The 13,757-nt window shown below is 68.7% G+C and carries 21 protein-coding genes; all 21 read right to left on the reverse strand.

Annotation, left to right across the window (positions count from 1 at the left end; genetic code table 11):
• Positions 1-7: 7 nt before the first annotated feature.
• Positions 8-544 carry a single-stranded DNA-binding protein gene (locus D0Z67_RS29345; protein WP_031182974.1) on the reverse strand — a complete coding sequence of 179 codons (537 nt, stop codon included), beginning with the start codon at positions 542-544 and terminating at the stop codon, positions 8-10.
• Positions 541-1,467: a hypothetical protein gene (locus D0Z67_RS29350; RefSeq protein ID WP_131589743.1), complete on the reverse strand. Its 927-nt coding sequence runs from the start codon at positions 1,465-1,467 to the stop codon at positions 541-543. Before D0Z67_RS29350 ends, D0Z67_RS29345 begins: the two co-directional genes overlap by 4 nt.
• Positions 1,464-2,129, reverse strand: coding sequence for a WhiB family transcriptional regulator (locus tag D0Z67_RS29355; RefSeq protein ID WP_051887991.1), 666 nt, complete (start codon positions 2,127-2,129; stop codon positions 1,464-1,466). Before D0Z67_RS29355 ends, D0Z67_RS29350 begins: the two co-directional genes overlap by 4 nt.
• The gene (locus tag D0Z67_RS29360; RefSeq protein WP_051887993.1) at positions 2,126-2,797 is read right to left on the reverse strand and encodes a RusA family crossover junction endodeoxyribonuclease; all 672 of its coding nucleotides are present in this window, start codon (positions 2,795-2,797) and stop codon (positions 2,126-2,128) included. The genes D0Z67_RS29355 and D0Z67_RS29360 overlap by 4 nt, the downstream gene beginning before the upstream one ends.
• A complete protein-coding gene (locus tag D0Z67_RS29365; protein WP_031182978.1) occupies positions 2,794-3,003 on the reverse strand; it encodes a hypothetical protein in 210 nt (69 codons plus the stop codon). Before D0Z67_RS29365 ends, D0Z67_RS29360 begins: the two co-directional genes overlap by 4 nt.
• Positions 3,003-3,215, reverse strand: a complete 213-nt coding sequence (locus D0Z67_RS29370) for a hypothetical protein (protein ID WP_031182979.1) — start codon at positions 3,213-3,215, stop codon at positions 3,003-3,005. Before D0Z67_RS29370 ends, D0Z67_RS29365 begins: the two co-directional genes overlap by 1 nt.
• A complete protein-coding gene (locus D0Z67_RS29375; protein WP_031182980.1) occupies positions 3,208-3,684 on the reverse strand; it encodes a hypothetical protein in 477 nt (158 codons plus the stop codon). The genes D0Z67_RS29370 and D0Z67_RS29375 overlap by 8 nt, the downstream gene beginning before the upstream one ends.
• Positions 3,681-4,397: a hypothetical protein gene (locus D0Z67_RS30640; protein WP_031182981.1), complete on the reverse strand. Its 717-nt coding sequence runs from the start codon at positions 4,395-4,397 to the stop codon at positions 3,681-3,683. Before D0Z67_RS30640 ends, D0Z67_RS29375 begins: the two co-directional genes overlap by 4 nt.
• Positions 4,398-4,511: 114 nt before the next feature.
• Positions 4,512-4,748 carry a hypothetical protein gene (locus D0Z67_RS29380; protein WP_031182982.1) on the reverse strand — a complete coding sequence of 79 codons (237 nt, stop codon included), beginning with the start codon at positions 4,746-4,748 and terminating at the stop codon, positions 4,512-4,514.
• On the reverse strand, positions 4,745-5,041 hold the full coding sequence (locus D0Z67_RS29385; RefSeq protein ID WP_031182983.1) for a hypothetical protein: 297 nt from the start codon (positions 5,039-5,041) through the stop codon (positions 4,745-4,747). Before D0Z67_RS29385 ends, D0Z67_RS29380 begins: the two co-directional genes overlap by 4 nt.
• A gap of 13 nt (positions 5,042-5,054) precedes the next feature.
• Complete coding sequence (locus D0Z67_RS29390; protein ID WP_031182984.1) at positions 5,055-5,381, reverse strand: hypothetical protein; 327 nt, start codon at positions 5,379-5,381, stop codon at positions 5,055-5,057.
• Positions 5,382-5,692: 311 nt separating this feature from the next.
• The gene (locus D0Z67_RS29395) at positions 5,693-6,013 is read right to left on the reverse strand and encodes a hypothetical protein (RefSeq protein WP_131589744.1); all 321 of its coding nucleotides are present in this window, start codon (positions 6,011-6,013) and stop codon (positions 5,693-5,695) included.
• 185 nt (positions 6,014-6,198) lie between these two features.
• Entirely contained in the window at positions 6,199-6,426 is a 228-nt protein-coding gene (locus D0Z67_RS29400) for a hypothetical protein (protein WP_031182987.1), read from the reverse strand.
• A 138-nt stretch (positions 6,427-6,564) separates the two neighbouring features.
• On the reverse strand, positions 6,565-7,107 hold the full coding sequence (locus tag D0Z67_RS29405) for a hypothetical protein (protein WP_031182988.1): 543 nt from the start codon (positions 7,105-7,107) through the stop codon (positions 6,565-6,567).
• 218 nt (positions 7,108-7,325) lie between these two features.
• Complete coding sequence (locus D0Z67_RS29410) at positions 7,326-7,592, reverse strand: hypothetical protein (protein WP_131589745.1); 267 nt, start codon at positions 7,590-7,592, stop codon at positions 7,326-7,328.
• A 603-nt stretch (positions 7,593-8,195) separates the two neighbouring features.
• A complete protein-coding gene (locus tag D0Z67_RS29415; protein ID WP_051887994.1) occupies positions 8,196-9,338 on the reverse strand; it encodes a ParB/RepB/Spo0J family partition protein in 1,143 nt (380 codons plus the stop codon).
• Complete coding sequence (locus D0Z67_RS29420; RefSeq protein ID WP_078873546.1) at positions 9,338-10,000, reverse strand: ParA family protein; 663 nt, start codon at positions 9,998-10,000, stop codon at positions 9,338-9,340. Before D0Z67_RS29420 ends, D0Z67_RS29415 begins: the two co-directional genes overlap by 1 nt.
• Positions 10,001-10,161: 161 nt before the next feature.
• Positions 10,162-10,329, reverse strand: coding sequence for a hypothetical protein (locus D0Z67_RS29865; protein WP_158713903.1), 168 nt, complete (start codon positions 10,327-10,329; stop codon positions 10,162-10,164).
• 230 nt (positions 10,330-10,559) lie between these two features.
• Positions 10,560-11,333, reverse strand: coding sequence for a DciA family protein (locus D0Z67_RS29425; protein WP_051887996.1), 774 nt, complete (start codon positions 11,331-11,333; stop codon positions 10,560-10,562).
• Positions 11,330-12,208: a DNA-methyltransferase gene (locus D0Z67_RS29430; RefSeq protein ID WP_031182993.1), complete on the reverse strand. Its 879-nt coding sequence runs from the start codon at positions 12,206-12,208 to the stop codon at positions 11,330-11,332. The genes D0Z67_RS29425 and D0Z67_RS29430 overlap by 4 nt, the downstream gene beginning before the upstream one ends.
• Before the next feature lie 13 nt (positions 12,209-12,221).
• Complete coding sequence (locus D0Z67_RS29435) at positions 12,222-13,508, reverse strand: helix-turn-helix domain-containing protein (RefSeq protein ID WP_051887998.1); 1,287 nt, start codon at positions 13,506-13,508, stop codon at positions 12,222-12,224.
• Positions 13,509-13,757: the final 249 nt, after the last annotated feature.

The following is a 13,757-nucleotide window of genomic DNA, read 5'->3' on the forward strand; positions in this document are numbered from 1 at the left end:
CCGCAGGCTAGAAAGGCGGACTATCCCAACTACCGTCCTGCTGACCCCCAGCCGGCGCCGACGACGCCCACGGGTCCTCCGACTGCCCACCACCCTGCTGCCGGCCACCAGACGACCAGCCGCCACCACCCTGACCCTGGCCCTGGCCGCCGCCCTGACCACCACGGGAGCCACCCGACGCCTTCGTCACCTTCGCCGTCGCGCTGCGAAGGCTGGGACCGACTTCCTCGCAATCCACCTCGTAGACCGTGCGTCGGACTCCCTGATTGTCGTCGTACGACCGCTGCTTCAGACGGCCCTGCACGATCACCCGCATGCCCTTCTGCAAGGTCTCCGCACAATTTTCTGCCGCCTGACGCCACACCGAGCAGGTCAGGAACAGGCTGCCGTCCTTGTCGTCTTCCCAGGTGTTCGTGTCCCGGTTGAACTTCCGCGGCGTCGACGCCACCCGGAACTTCGCAACCGCCGCACCCCCCGGCGTAAAACGCAGCTCAACTTCGTCGACGAGGTTCCCGATCAGTGTGATCTCGGTGCCGTTACTCATGCTGCTTCCTCCATCTCGTTCTGCTTCAGGGTTCGTTCACGCGGCTGGTACACACGCCGCCACATCCGCCGGCCTTCCAGAGCGGCCGCTTTCTTCGCCCGCTCCCACCGCTTCTCCGCGGCCACTGGGGACAGGTCGAGCTTCTCTGCGATCTCGGCTGCTGTGTCGTTGGTCCACTCGAACAGGTGGAGCAGCACCTCACGCTTGGCGTCCTCGGTGAGGACCACGGACTCACCCATCAGCCAGCGGGCGGCCAGGTTGTCGCCATCCGTAGCTACCGGCTCGGGGCCCTCGGTGACTGGTACCGCCGTAGGGTCGTCGATGGTGTCGTCATCCCAGGCCAGCGGAGGAGCCCATCCGTGGCGCTCGGCCACAGTCCGGGTCTTCCACGACGTCCCAGTTCGCATCGACATGCGGTCGTACGCTGCACGGACTTGCTCATCCATACCGACCTTGATGGTGGGCCACCGGCCAGCAGCCAGCGCGCTTACGGCATCCCGTGAGATTCCGGCGGCGGATGCTATCTCGTGGTTGAAGTGCCCCAGCGCGTACAGGGCACGAACCCGGCGGACAGCACCGACCGCCGGAACGTCGCCCAGAGAGACTCGGACATCGAGCGGAACGGCCAGGACCTTCGTAGCGGTACGCGACCATGTTGTTTTCTGCTTGCCGTCCATCAGGCGGCGCACGGTCGACGGTTCGATTCCTGCTTCGCGGGCGATCTGCAAGGAGGTGAGTCCGCGGGCGGTCAGCGCTTTGACGTGAGTCACTACGGGGTCAGCCGGGACACTTCGCGGCTTGCCGGCGAGACGGTCCAGTTTGCGTTCGGCGTCCGCGCGGGTGGCAGCGACGGTGCACGGCCGGCACCGGCATCCGTAGGCGTACCGGTTCGCCGTGGCGTGCGGGGCGATCTGTCGACTCATGCCGCCAGTTCCTGTCCTGCTCGTTCCGCAGCCCGCTTCCACGCCTGCCTCGCCGCCTGCACCTGCTCCGGCGACACCCCCAGGTGGAGGGCGATGTTCGTCCGGGACACACCCATGGCCGTCAGCTTCTGCACCAACTGCTGGTGGTCGTCGTGGATCTGAACGGACATCAGGCGGCCGTCACCAGACCACGGCTGCGCCACCAGCGCGGCACGGCAGCCCAGCCACCACATCGCCACCCGGATCGTCACCGCCGACGCGGTCACCCCTTGTCCACGGAACTCGGTGACGACCGCGGCGAGCGACCAGTCCCGCAGCTTCCACAGCAGATCCCCGAACGTCTGCGGCAGCACCAGCATCCCGGCCTGCTTCAGGTCAGGGTGCTCGCCGAGGAGGGCGTGGACACGCAGGGCCTGTCGCTGCAGGTGGGTGAGACCGCCGGCGACACCCCACGGCTGGTAGGGGCCTTCCTCCCAGCGGGTGGCGTCGGCCAGGCAGAGGGTGCGGACGGGGCAGCGAAGGCAGGCGGCCTGTACTTCGGCCTGGTCGCCGCGTTCGTCGGAGTAGATGGTGTCGATGTCGAGGTTCTGGCAGGCGGCTCGGGTGCGCCAGTCGGCAGACCGGGTGGCGGGAGTTGTGTCGTGGCGGGTCGCGGTGGTCATCGGTGGTCTCCGGTGAGGGTGTACAGGCGGATGATCGCGCCGGGCTCGGGCAGGGCGTCGGGGTGCTCGTCGGGGTAGACCTTGCGGTTGTGGTTCTCGATGACGCGTCCGTCGTCTTCCCAGGCTTTGGCTGTGGTGATGGCGTCGTAGGTGGAGCGTTCGAGCTTGTCGATGTCGGGGCTGACTGCGGGGTAGGTGCGGCGGCGTTTGGGGGCGCGGCCGGGCTTGGGCATGGTGAAGGTGATGTCGGCTCGTACGGGTCCGACGAGGGGCTGGGCGCCGTCGAGGGCTTCGGTGATGGCTGCGGTGACCTTGTCGCGCCAGGGCTTGACCTTGGCGGATGACTCCCGCATGAGGGGGATGGCTTTGCCGGTCTTGCGGCTGCGGCCCCAGCCGACGGGGGACTTGCTGCCCTGAGGTCCGGCGAGCCCGTACACGGTGACGGTGAGAGCTGGCTCGGGTTCCCAGTCGTAGGTGCTCTGGGGGGTGTGGTCGTAGAGGGCTGCGTGCTGGAGGGTGGCGGCGAGCTGCTGGGCTTCTTCGGTGGTCATGCGGAGGTCGCCTATGGGGGTGGCGACGCGGATGTAGGTGATGCCGAGGTTGGTGCCTTCGATCTGTTCGCCGGCGAGGTAGACGCTGAAGGATTCGTCGGGGGTCGTGGTGGTCATGGTTGGGTCTCCTGGAGTGGGATGCCGTGCCGCATGTACGTGGCTTGGCCGGGGCGGTGCCCTACGTGGAAGTGCGGGCAGAAGTCGCAGTCGTAGGGGCGCATGGCCGGTCCGCCTTCGCGGCGTATCTGGTTGGCGCGTCTCTTCGCGGCCCGGCGGGTGAGGAAGCGGGTCTTGCCGAGGCAGGCGACTTCTTCCTCGGTCATCACTGGGGTCCGGGTTCGGGGAGTTGAAGGCGTCGGGCGAGGTTGGTGCGGGCGTCGCGGTCTTGGGTGGGGTCGTGGATGAAGGCGACGGTGAGGGCGATGCGGCTGCGGAGGACGGCGAGGTCGTTCTCGGCGGTGGCGAGGAGTGCGGTGTGCCGCCGGCAGAGTTCGGTGGCGAGGGTGTCGACGTAGGCCGGGTCGTGGTCAGCCATCGGTGTCACCTCGCAGCCGGCGCAGCTCGGCTTCCAGCTCGGCGACGCGGGCTTCGGCCTTCTGCCGGGCCTCGTGCGGGGTGAGGGCGCCGGGGGCGTGCCGCTGGATGACGATGGTGTACAGCTCGGGGGACTCGGCGACCTTGATGTCCCACTCCAGCTTGGTCTCGCTGTAGTTCGGGGCGTCGCCGAGCATGGTGCGGGCGGCGGCGACCTGGTGGGCGAGGAGTTCGCGGGCGGCTTGCAGGTCCATGTGCATGCCGTTGCGGAAGTCGATGGAGCGGATGGCGGTCTCGTCGAGTTGCTTCTGAATCCATCGCTGGGTGGCCGCTTCGGCGAGGACGGTGGAGAGCACGGGGCGGAGGATGTCGGTGTCGTGGCCGAAGAGGGGGGCGACACGGGGGTCCTCGTCGTGGAGGGCGTTGTACAGGACGCGGGCCAGTTCGCTGACGGGGTCGTGGTTGGTCACGGCTGGGGGTGCTCCTTGGGTGCGTCGTCGGTGGCGGGGTGGATGGCGGGGATGGGCTGGGTGTCGTCGGTGCCGGCGGCCGAGTGGGTGAGCTGGTCGCCGAGGGCCCGCGGCCGGGTGGGGAGGGGGATGGTGATGCTGCGGGTGTCCGGGGCGCCGGGCAGGGGCCGGGTGAGGGTGACCGCCGGGTCGATGCCGACTTCCTGCCACTCGATGGGGCTGAGGCCCTGGATGTGGCTGAGGTCGGTGTGGGGGGTGGTGCAGGTGGCGGTCTGGACGCGGGCGGCGGTGGTGTCGGAGGGGTTGGCTATCTCGTACTGGTGGAGGGCGCCCATGGGGCAGTGGCCCTGCCAGGTGAGGGTGCGGGTGTTGAGGGTGTAGTGGAGGACGGCGTTGTCGGGGAGTCGGCGGGTGGTGGTGCCGTTGCGGTGGTCGTGCCAGTCGCGGATGTGGGGGGTGTGGATGCCGGCGATGCGGGCGGCGAGGGTGGCGTAGCCCTGGAGGTCGGTCATCCAGGGGGTGTGGCGTGTGGGGAGGTTGGTGGTGGGGGGGTTGACGAGGGAGAGGCGGGGGGCCGGCGTCTTCTTGGCGGCGGTGGTCTTGCGGGCGGCCGCGGTCTTGGCGGGGGTGGCCTTCTTCGCCGTCTTCTTCGCGGGCTGCGCGCTGCTGGTGGTCTTCTTCGCCGTGCTGGCCGTGGTGCGGGTGCGGGTCATGGCCTTGCTCCCTGTCGGTGCGGGGTGTGGTGGTGCTCCGTCGGGCGTGGGGGGTGTGGTTGAGGAGGGCGATGGTGGTGAGGCCGACGGCGAGGGCGATGCCGTCGGGCCAGGTCACTGGTCGATGTCGAGAAACAGGCGGATGGCGCCGCGGTCGACCTTCGAGGCAAGAACGCCAATGTCTTCGCCCTCACGGGCCTTCTTGGCCAACCAGGCGACGACCTCAGCCTTCGCCTCTCGCAGGACCTCGTCTCGGTAGTCGTCGAGATCGCCGATGGCTTCCTCCAGTTCCACCTCGTCGGAGGACGCGCGGGCCAGCCAGGACTCGACCTGGTCGCGGGCGGCGCTCATGCGGCGCGCTCCTGCTCGGTGAGCCAGCGGTGGGCGACCTCGGTCTGGGCGCCGATCTGTGCGATGTGCCCGTTGAGGAGACCGGCGATGGCGGTGGCGTAGCCGCATACGTACAGGTTGGCGGGGACGAGGCCGGTGGGGGCGGCGTCGAGCATCTCCTCGGCGCGCTGCTTCAAGGCGTGGATGTCCTCGCCAGCGGTGTACTCGTCGTAGGCGTCGGCGATGCCGAGGCAGTAGAACGGGTCGCGGGCGAAGGGGCTGGGCGTGGTCGCCTCGCTGGTCATGGTGGTCATGGGGGTGGCCCTTTCAGGCGGTGGGGTGGGTGATGGCGGGGCGGCAGTAGTCGTCGATGAGGTCGGTGTCCAGGGCGAGGGCGTGGACGTAGAGGGGGGTGCCGGTGCCGTGGTTGACGGTGGTGGTGAGGGTCCACTTGGTGACGCCGTCTCCGGCGGGCTGGTGGGTGATGGTGCCGCCGGCAGCCAGGTACCAGGCTTCGAGTTCGGTGAGGCTGGCGGTGAAGATGTGTGCGGCGTCGTGGTGGCTGGTGATGCGGGCGTGGGGGAGGTCGTTCCACTCGGCGAAGACTTCGGCCTGCTGGGCGGGGGTGAGGGGGCGGAGCCGAGTGGTGTGCATGTGGTTCTCCCTGTGGTCGTGCGGGGGGTGGGTCACCCGGCCGTGCAGCGTGAACGTGCACGGCCGGGGAGTCGGCGGAGGGATCAGAAGCAGAGGTCACAGGTGCAGTGCACGCGGGTGACCCGGTCGGTGCCCTCGTCGTCGGGCCGGAAGCTGCTGCGGCAGAACCTGCTAGGCCAGTGCTGGACGGGGAAGCCGGGGCGGCACTCGGGGCACTCGCTCGGACGCCGGTTACTGCGGGCCTCCTGAGAGGCCTCATCCCGCGTGAGGGAAGGGATTGTGTAGCCAGCCATAGGGCGCTCTCCTCTGAGTTAGGCGGTTTCGCGGTGGTGGTCGGCGCAGGTGGGGCACTGGACGCGGCCGAGGTTGTAGCCGCCGGTCCACTCGATGACGTGGGCGTCGGGGTGTTCGGCGTCGAAGACGAGGCCGCAGACGCAGGAGCAGGCGCAGCGCCGTATGTCGCCGCTCGGGGGGAGGGTCATGCCGATGGTGGCGGCGGCGCGGGCCATGAGGGTGAGGAAGTGGTCGTTTGTGCCCGCTTCGTCGGCCTGCTCCATCAGCTCGTCGAAGGTGTCCTGGATGTCCGTGGGGAGGTCGCGGTAGTCGACGGTGTCGATTCGGGCGTGCGTCATCACGGCCACGGTGGCTCCAGGGGGTGCGAGAGAGGGGCAACAGGCTGTCGCTGATGCGGTGTTGCCTTGCTACGCCTCCACCATACCCCTCTAAGCATGGAGTCACAATGCTTTCTCGGGGTTGGGTATGAGAAAGGGGCCCCCGCCCGTCACAGGCGAAGGCCCCACTTGAACTCAGCAGCAGGTCAGCGGGAGTCCACCCACCGCGCATGCACCACCAGCAGATCCGACCACGACGCCTTCACGGGCCTGCCCCGGCCGGCCTGGTTGAGCTCCACACCCTGGAGCTTGCACTGCCGGACGAGCGTCTCCCGCGCGATGGGGTGCCCGGTCTCGGCGAACAGAAGGAGAGCCTCCGGCACGCTGATTTCGTCAGCGGCAGGCTCGTAGGGGGTGAGCATGCTTGCGGCCATAGCGGCCTCCCGTTCTCAGGCGGCCATCGTTCGCAGCTCCGGCGGCCGAGACTCGGACACGCAACCCCTTGTGGGGGTGTGCGCTGGTGAGGGTTATGAGGTTGTTGAACCTACAGTCTTTGACACGCGAACCATCAGTCAGGTTGCACGGGCCTGACGGAAAGTTTCCTGGGACATCACCCAGGCGTGCGCGAGGTGGGCGACGGTGAAGCGTCGGCTGGCGCCGTCACGTGCGGTGCAGCGCCGGTTGGTGCAGATAGCCCGCTGGTCCGATCGCAGCCACTCCAGGCCGAACGTGCGGCATTTGGGGCAGCGTTCCTTGCGGATGACGAGCCGGTCCCCGGCGCGCAGGGAGTGTTCGAGGTAGTGGCGGCGTTCGATGACGGCGAGACGCAGCCGGGCCTCTTCGGGGGCGTGCGCGGTGTGTTCCCGGCACCAGTCGTAGACGGCATCGACCGTGGCGGGTGCGGGGCCGGCGTCGGGGTTGACGGCGCGGGTGTGATCGGTGACTTCGTGGACGGAGGCGGTGATGTGGTCGTGGGTGCTGAGGTTCAGCGGGGTGCCGGCCTCGGTGGTGGTGCGGTGGCCTTCGACGGGTCCGGTGACGGGGTGTTCGCGGAAGTACTGGTGGAGGACGGCTAGGCGTGAGGCTGCGTCGTCTTCGTCGGTTCTGGTGCCCATGGGTTGTGTCCCCGTCCCCTAGGCGGCCGGTGGCGCGTGCACCGGGCTGTGGGTGTGCGGGGCGCGCGCCGGAGGCCGGATGGTGTGACTCCGGTGGTCCGGACGCCCATCATGGCATGGGTGGGGCGGGTGTTGAACTCATCGTCAAAAATGATCAACAGAGTGTGTTGGTGGGTAGTCAAGACCCTTTGGAGAGACGGCACATCAGAGAGGCATATTCAGATGAGGCCCGGTGCCTGTTCCATCCCCCGGACCATGGCGAGGAGTTCGGCGAGCTCGCTGTCCTCTACGTGAATGAGGCCGGTCGCCTGGGAGCCCTCTATGGCCTGCGCGCAGATCTGGAGTGTGAGCCGGAAGGCGGCTGCGGTGTCCTCGTCGGCGAGGGTGAGACCCAGGCCGGTGAACCGGGTCTCAAGGGTTTCCGCCCAGGCTTTCATGGCGGGCGTGGCGGGGGGTTGGGGAGCGGGTGGTTCTGGTGTGGTCATGTGCCACCGTCCCTGGGCTGTGGTCCGTGCGCGGCGCCGTGCGAGGTCGATTACGGCGGGGCGGGTGGGATTGTTCAGGGGGCGGGGGTTGGCCGGCTCTGCTGCGGACATAGGTCCGGCTCCACATCCTCCGGCAGCTGGGAAGGGTCCCGTGGGGTTGGTCGAGCCCTGGCGGGTTGGTGTGTGGCTGCCAGTCCACTGCACCGGTAGGTCACTGTGGCATGGCTGGGTGTGGGTGTGGGTGGTCGGGTCGTGTTTTAACGCTGTTGTGACCGGATGTGGCTACTCGTGTGGCTCGTTCCACTACCGCGAGTGAAGCTCTGGGGTGATATAGGGATATCTCTGCTTCGGGGTGGCGGCTGGGGGGCGGCGGGAAGTCGTGGGACCTGAACGCTTCGGGGGCCGCTACACGCGGGGGTGGTGTGTGGGCGTGCCCGTCAGGTGACGGCAGTCTAGTCCGGCAGTTCACCACCCGGTAGGGGTTGATTCCCTTCCGCTTGCCCGCCGTTGGCCGGGGCGGGTCTGGCGTGCGGCGAAGGCCCGCTGAGACGACGAAAGCGGCCCCGGCCGCCACCCGTCAGGGCAGGCAGGCCGGGGCCGCGGTCATGCTTGTCGAGCCTTGACTGCCGCCTGAGTCTCCTCATCACGGCCGAGGCCAAGGAAGACGGTCGCCCGATCTTCGGCGGCCATCTTCCGCAAGAGCAAGAAGAGAGCCTCGCCGCCATGCTCGTAGGGGAAGCGCGGTGCCTGATTCTCCGCTTCCGCCGCAGTGGTGTCACGCGGCTCCGGAATCGACTCCGCGGTGCGGGTCTTGCCCAGTTCCGGCCCGCCGTCGCTGGGGTTGGGGTGTGCCGGTACGGCCGGCTTGGGAGCCGGTGCCGCCTCCGCTGGCGGGTATACCGCGGTATACGCGTCGGCCTCCTGCTGGGCTGGTACCTCCACTTGGGCCGGCGCCTCCACCTCAGGTCTGCTGGCAACCGCAGGCTCCACGGGAGGCGTCTCGGGCACCGTGTATACCGCGGTATACGCCGCCGGGGTCTCGGCGACGCCCGGCCGCTGCTGCTTGGTGGGGCGGGGCTGCTCCTGGTCCAGCTTCCAGGTGGCGTACTGCTCCTCCGGCGGCATCGCCGCATAGCGGCGCATCTCCCGGAACGCAGTCAGCTGGCCGTCGAGAACAAGCTGCACCATCTCGTCGGTGAGCCGAAGCAGGCCGATGCGCTGGTTGAACCACTGCTTCGACTTGCCCATGGCCTTGGCCGCGGCGGACTGGTTGCCGTCGTGGAGGGTGAGCATGGCGTGCAGGCCGTTGGCTTCCTCGATGGGGTTGAAGTTGGCGCGCTGCACGTTCTCGGACAGCACCGCGGCGAGGAACCGGATACGGGACTCGGTGAGGTCGTGCCGGATCAGAAGATCCAGACTCTCCAGGCCGACGTTCACGGCCGCGCGCCAGCGGCGTTCACCAGCAGCCATCACGTACCGGCAGGTGTCCGGGAGCTCGTCGGCGTGCTCCGGATAGAGCTTGAGGTAGCTGGCTTTGGGGACGGCTACGCAGGGCTGGAGCTGCCCGGCCCGCATGTCTTCGCCGAGCTCGGTGAGTTCGGTTTCGTCGAAGTTCCGTCGCGGGTTCAGCGGGGTGGGGGCGACGGTGTTCGGGTGTACGTGGAGCAGGTCGGGTCGGCTGGCGCCGGGCACGGTCTCGACTTTGCTGGTGGCGAGGGAGGCGAGGGAGATGCGCTTGCCGGACATTAGCGTCGGCCTCCGTAGCCGCGCTCGAGGGCCAGGCGGAAGTAGTCCTCGCGGGCGCGGAGGGTGGTGCCGTTGTCGGCGTACTGGGTGACGACCTTCCCTTCGGACGCCGCACGGGTGTGGATCTTGTATCGGCGGATGACGGTCTTCGCGCGGGGCCAGCCCATGGCGTCGATGTAGGCGATGGTGTCGTTGAGGTCGGCAACACCGTCGCGGGGGTCCCAGGCGTTGATGACGACGGTGTAGGGCAGGCCACGGGGCACGATGACCCGCTCGATGGTGCGGGCGGTCGGGTCGAACGCGAGGGGCTCGGGGGGCATGGGGACCAGAACGTCGTCGGCGACGTCGAGGGCGGCGGCGAGGATGTGTTCGTTCTCGAGGCTGCCGGGGGTGTCGATGAAGACGTGCTGCCGGCTGTCGGTGTCGCCGAGGACGTCGTGGGCGACGGCGGCGAGGTTGACGGCGGTGGTGGTCTTGCCGACTCCGCCCTTCTGGTTGCAGATGACGTGGATCTGCGCGCCGAGGTTTTTCAGTTCGGCGAGGCTGGCGGGGTCTTCGTGGGCGGCGGCGAAGTCGAAGGGGAGGTCGTCGCCGACGCGGTCGGCCCACCAGATGGTTGACCCTTGGGGGTCGGTGGACACGACGAGGATGCTGGAAGGCATGGTGCTCCGTTCCGTGTGCTTCCCGGAGGGTTTCCGGTACTCGGACGGGCCATAGCTTCTCAGATCGGGTGGGTGGGGCTGCTGATTGGGAGGCGGTTTCGGGTTGGGATTTCTGTGCGGGCGTGTATACCGCGGTATACGCCTGAGCCGGGAGGGCGGGCTCAGTCGTCGTCTTCGTCGTCCTCGTCGTCGTAGGGCTGCCCGTCCTCGTAGGCGGGTTCGAGGAACAGGGTGCGGTGGTCGTGGACGAGGGTGGGCCGCGGCCAGGCGGGGGCGGTTCGCGGGGTGTTGATGCGGGTGGCCGGCGGGCGAGGCGGGGCGGTGGTCATCGGATGCTCCGGACGGTCAGGGCTGGTTCGGGTGTGGGGGTGCCGGGTTGGAGGGTGGCGGGGTTGATGTGGCCGCGTGCCCACTGGTCGAGCCACGCCCGTTCTTGGTCGGTTTCGGCAGCGTGCCAGGTGTGGGGGTAGCGGCTGGTGGTGGGTTGCATGGCGGCTCCCTGTGGTGCTGGGTGATCGCCGCCAACAGTGCACCAGATACGCCGTGGTGTTCCCTCCGCTCAGGCGACGTCGAACGCCCGACGTGGTGCGGGGGCGGTGCCGGAGGCTTCTTGGCGCTTCCGGGCGAGGGCGGCCCGGTGGCTGGCGTCGCTCCGGTCGACCTGCCGGGCGGCCGCCTGCTCCAGGTCCACGGCGGGCTCGGGCTGCCGGTTGGCGCGGAGGGCGGCTTCCTGCCGTCGCATGGCCCGCTGAAGGTAGGGGTCGATGCTGGGGCGGGTGGGCTGGTGTTGGAGGGCTGCGGCGAGCGTCTGCCGGTAGCCAGGGCTGGCGGTCTCCCGTGTCCGTACCGGGCCGGGCTGCGGCTTGGGGGCGTCCGGGAGAGCGGCCGCCGCGGTGGTGAGGTTGGCGACGGGCAGGACACGAATCGTGCGGACCACGGGGCGGCCGAGCTTGTCGTTGATCTGCTTGGCGAGCTGCCCGCCGAGGAGTCGGAGTTGTGCGGCGTAGGCGTGGCTGGCGGGGCGGAGGTCGAGGCGTCCGGTCTGGTCCTCGTAGTGGGCGGGTTCGACGTGGCCGATGTACTGGGGGCAGAGGGAGGGCCACTGGTCGTGGATGCTGCCGCCGGCGAGGCCCGCTTCCATGGGGGCTTCGGCGTGCAGGTTGGCGATGGCGGTTGCGAGGCTGACCGGCTCACGGCCTTCTCCGTTGCGCGGTGGGCGCCTGCGCTTGGGCTTGGCCGGGGCGGCGCCGGGATAGGTGCGGGTGGCGGCTTTGTAGGTCTCGAGGGCTTGCCGGGCGAGGTCTTTCCCGGAGAGCTGCGGGGTGTCGGTCATGCAGCACCGCCGAAGTCGAGGACACCCTGAACGAACCGGCCCTTTGCCAGCTCGTGGTACTCAGGATTGAGATCGACGCCTATGTACTTCCTGCCGAGTTGACGGGCCGCCGCGCCGGTCGTACCCGACCCAGAGAACGGATCAAGCACGGTTCCACCGGGCTTGCAGCCAGCCTTGATGCAACGCAGTGGCAGGTCGATCGGGAACACCGCAAAGTGCGCGGCCGGGTACGGGCGGGTCGTGATGGACCAGACATCGCCGGGGTTGCGGCCATTACTGTCGTCTGCCGTACGGGAGGCGGAGCGAATTGAATCAAGATCGAACCAATAGCGGGGCTGCTTAGCGAGCATGAACAGGTGCTCGTGCCGGTTCGACAGCCGATCCCGGACACTCTCGGGCATGGCATTGGGCTTGTTCCAGATGATCTCGTTGCGGAGAAACCAACCGTCGTCCTGCAACGCGAACGCCACCCGCCACGGGATACCGAGAAGCTGCTTCATCGCCAACCCTCCGCCGCTCTTGCCGCCACTCCCCGCAGGCGTCGTCAGGTGGTTGCTGCGGCCCACGAGACCGTCTGTTTTCGACTCGCTGCCCTTGGGGCTGCACACGTAGGAGTCACCAAGATTGAGCCACAACGTCCCGTCGTCGGCGAGCACCCGCCGCGCCTCGGCGAACAGGCTTCGCATCGTCTCCACGTACTCGGCTGGCGACGCTTCCAGACCGTACTGGCCGTCCACGCCATACGACCGCAGTCCGTAGTACGGCGGGGAAGTCACCACGCAGTCGACGGATGCATCCGCCAGGGTGCGCAGGGTCTCGAGCGCGTCGCCGAGCAGCAGGGTGACCTGGTCGTCGCTGTAGTAGGGCTCGGTCACGGTTGGTCTCCGTTCAGAAGGCGGGGGCGAGGGTGTTACGGCGGGCGTTGATGGCCTCGAGGGCGAGGGTCTGATCGACGAGCCGGCTGGTGTAGAGGCGGCGGGCGTACTGCTCGCCGGCCAGTTCGATCGTGGTGAGGAGCAGGCCGGGGTCGGCCATGGCGTCCAGGCGCATCTGCACGACCTCCTCGGAGGTGAGGTCCTCGAGGTCGAGCGGGCTGTCTTCGACGGGCGTGGTGTCGGCGGCAAGGCGGCCGCTGATCGTGTTGAACGCCACGTCCCAAGCGCGGCGGGCAGCGGCGCTCTGGGGGCCTGCACCGAGGTCGCTGTAGTCGGGCTCGGCGTGGCGCTCCTGCGCGGCGTGCTGGGAGTCCTCCCACATGGCGACCAGCTCGGCCCGCTTGGCGGGGGTGTCGAACACGAGGTGCTTGGAGGCGAGGCGGGAGGCGAGCAGTCCGGAGGGCCGGGAGACACCGCGGGCGGGCAGGGGGGTGAGTTCGGCGGCGGCCTGGATCTCGCGGGCGGTCCAGCCCTGGTCGGTGAACTTGCGGATGACCCAGGCGATGCGTTCGCGGTTGGCGTGCTGCAGCCAGGTGACGGTGCGGATGAGTTCTCCGGCTACCTGGAAGCGGCGGCCGATCTTGTTCAGCTTCCGGGGCCTGTGGTTGGACTTCTTCGGGGTGGGGGACTTTGCCTGCCCGCTTGCGAGCTTGCTCTCAGGGGGGGAGTTAGTACTAGCCGCAGAAGAAGTGCCAGTAGTACCACCCTCCATTGGGGTGCAACGCGGTCCCTTCGAAGAGGGGGTGCGGTGGCGGGGGCGGCGGGTCTTCCGGGCGGCCTTCTTCGCCAGCTTCCCCAGCAGGGTCCGGGACTCTTCGGCGGCGCCGATCGGGCGGCGCGTTGCACCCTCGCCGATGGTGCGGATACCGAGCGCGTGGTCGAAGGCGGCGGGGATGACGCGCTCGAACTCGGAGGCGCGGCCGCCGATGCCGCTGATGCGGGTGCCCTTGGTCCGGTAGACGAGGAGTCCGGCTTCGCGGAGCATCCCGAGGTGGTACTGGACGGTGCGTTCGGCGACCTTCAGCTTGCGGGCGAGGTAGTCGACGGATGGCCGGCATTCCTTGAGTGCGGCGATCTCCTGGGCGATGGCGATGGTGGTGGTGCCCCAGCGGGGGCCGTGGGTGCGGGCGGGGGTGTAGAGGCCGCTGCCGGCGATCCAGTGGACGGCGGTCATCCAGGAGTGGGGGCAGGTGGTGATGCGGCCGCTGGTGGTGTGGAGCCACTGTTGTGTGGGGGGCACGGCGAGTCGGGTTTGGGGGCACTGGGTGTCGCCCGTGCGGGGGGAGATATGCCGCGAATCGCCATGCGTGGGATTGCGAAGCTGACAAGTGGGGGTGCGCTGAGGCACTATGTACCTGCTTCCGGTTGTGCGGGAGCGTAAAAGGGCCCCGCTTCGGTGGTGGTTCGCTTCGGTGGTAGAAGCACTCGCTCCGGGATTCCGGAGCCTTAGCTCGAAGCGCCAACTTCGAGCCGTGGAAGTAGGCCGCGC

Source organism: Streptomyces seoulensis, from assembly GCF_004328625.1.
Lineage (GTDB): Bacteria > Actinomycetota > Actinomycetes > Streptomycetales > Streptomycetaceae > Streptomyces > Streptomyces seoulensis.

Coding starts and splice junctions, on each gene's coding strand:
- D0Z67_RS29365 (WP_031182978.1), bottom strand. CDS start 3,003: ATGACCGAGGAAGAAGTCGCCTGCCTCGGCAAGACCCGCTTCCTCACC.
- D0Z67_RS29395 (WP_131589744.1), bottom strand. CDS start 6,013: ATGACGCACGCCCGAATCGACACCGTCGACTACCGCGACCTCCCCACG.
- D0Z67_RS29350 (WP_131589743.1), bottom strand. CDS start 1,467: ATGAGTCGACAGATCGCCCCGCACGCCACGGCGAACCGGTACGCCTAC.
- D0Z67_RS29865 (WP_158713903.1), bottom strand. CDS start 10,329: ATGACCACCGCCCCGCCTCGCCCGCCGGCCACCCGCATCAACACCCCG.
- D0Z67_RS29420 (WP_078873546.1), bottom strand. CDS start 10,000: ATGCCTTCCAGCATCCTCGTCGTGTCCACCGACCCCCAAGGGTCAACC.
- D0Z67_RS29400 (WP_031182987.1), bottom strand. CDS start 6,426: ATGGCCGCAAGCATGCTCACCCCCTACGAGCCTGCCGCTGACGAAATC.
- D0Z67_RS29355 (WP_051887991.1), bottom strand. CDS start 2,129: ATGACCACCGCGACCCGCCACGACACAACTCCCGCCACCCGGTCTGCC.
- D0Z67_RS29415 (WP_051887994.1), bottom strand. CDS start 9,338: ATGTCCGGCAAGCGCATCTCCCTCGCCTCCCTCGCCACCAGCAAAGTC.
- D0Z67_RS29390 (WP_031182984.1), bottom strand. CDS start 5,381: ATGCACACCACTCGGCTCCGCCCCCTCACCCCCGCCCAGCAGGCCGAA.
- D0Z67_RS29410 (WP_131589745.1), bottom strand. CDS start 7,592: ATGACCACACCAGAACCACCCGCTCCCCAACCCCCCGCCACGCCCGCC.
- D0Z67_RS30640 (WP_031182981.1), bottom strand. CDS start 4,397: ATGACCCGCACCCGCACCACGGCCAGCACGGCGAAGAAGACCACCAGC.
- D0Z67_RS29370 (WP_031182979.1), bottom strand. CDS start 3,215: ATGGCTGACCACGACCCGGCCTACGTCGACACCCTCGCCACCGAACTC.
- D0Z67_RS29345 (WP_031182974.1), bottom strand. CDS start 544: ATGAGTAACGGCACCGAGATCACACTGATCGGGAACCTCGTCGACGAA.
- D0Z67_RS29385 (WP_031182983.1), bottom strand. CDS start 5,041: ATGACCACCATGACCAGCGAGGCGACCACGCCCAGCCCCTTCGCCCGC.
- D0Z67_RS29405 (WP_031182988.1), bottom strand. CDS start 7,107: ATGGGCACCAGAACCGACGAAGACGACGCAGCCTCACGCCTAGCCGTC.
- D0Z67_RS29380 (WP_031182982.1), bottom strand. CDS start 4,748: ATGAGCGCCGCCCGCGACCAGGTCGAGTCCTGGCTGGCCCGCGCGTCC.
- D0Z67_RS29425 (WP_051887996.1), bottom strand. CDS start 11,333: ATGACCGACACCCCGCAGCTCTCCGGGAAAGACCTCGCCCGGCAAGCC.
- D0Z67_RS29360 (WP_051887993.1), bottom strand. CDS start 2,797: ATGACCACCACGACCCCCGACGAATCCTTCAGCGTCTACCTCGCCGGC.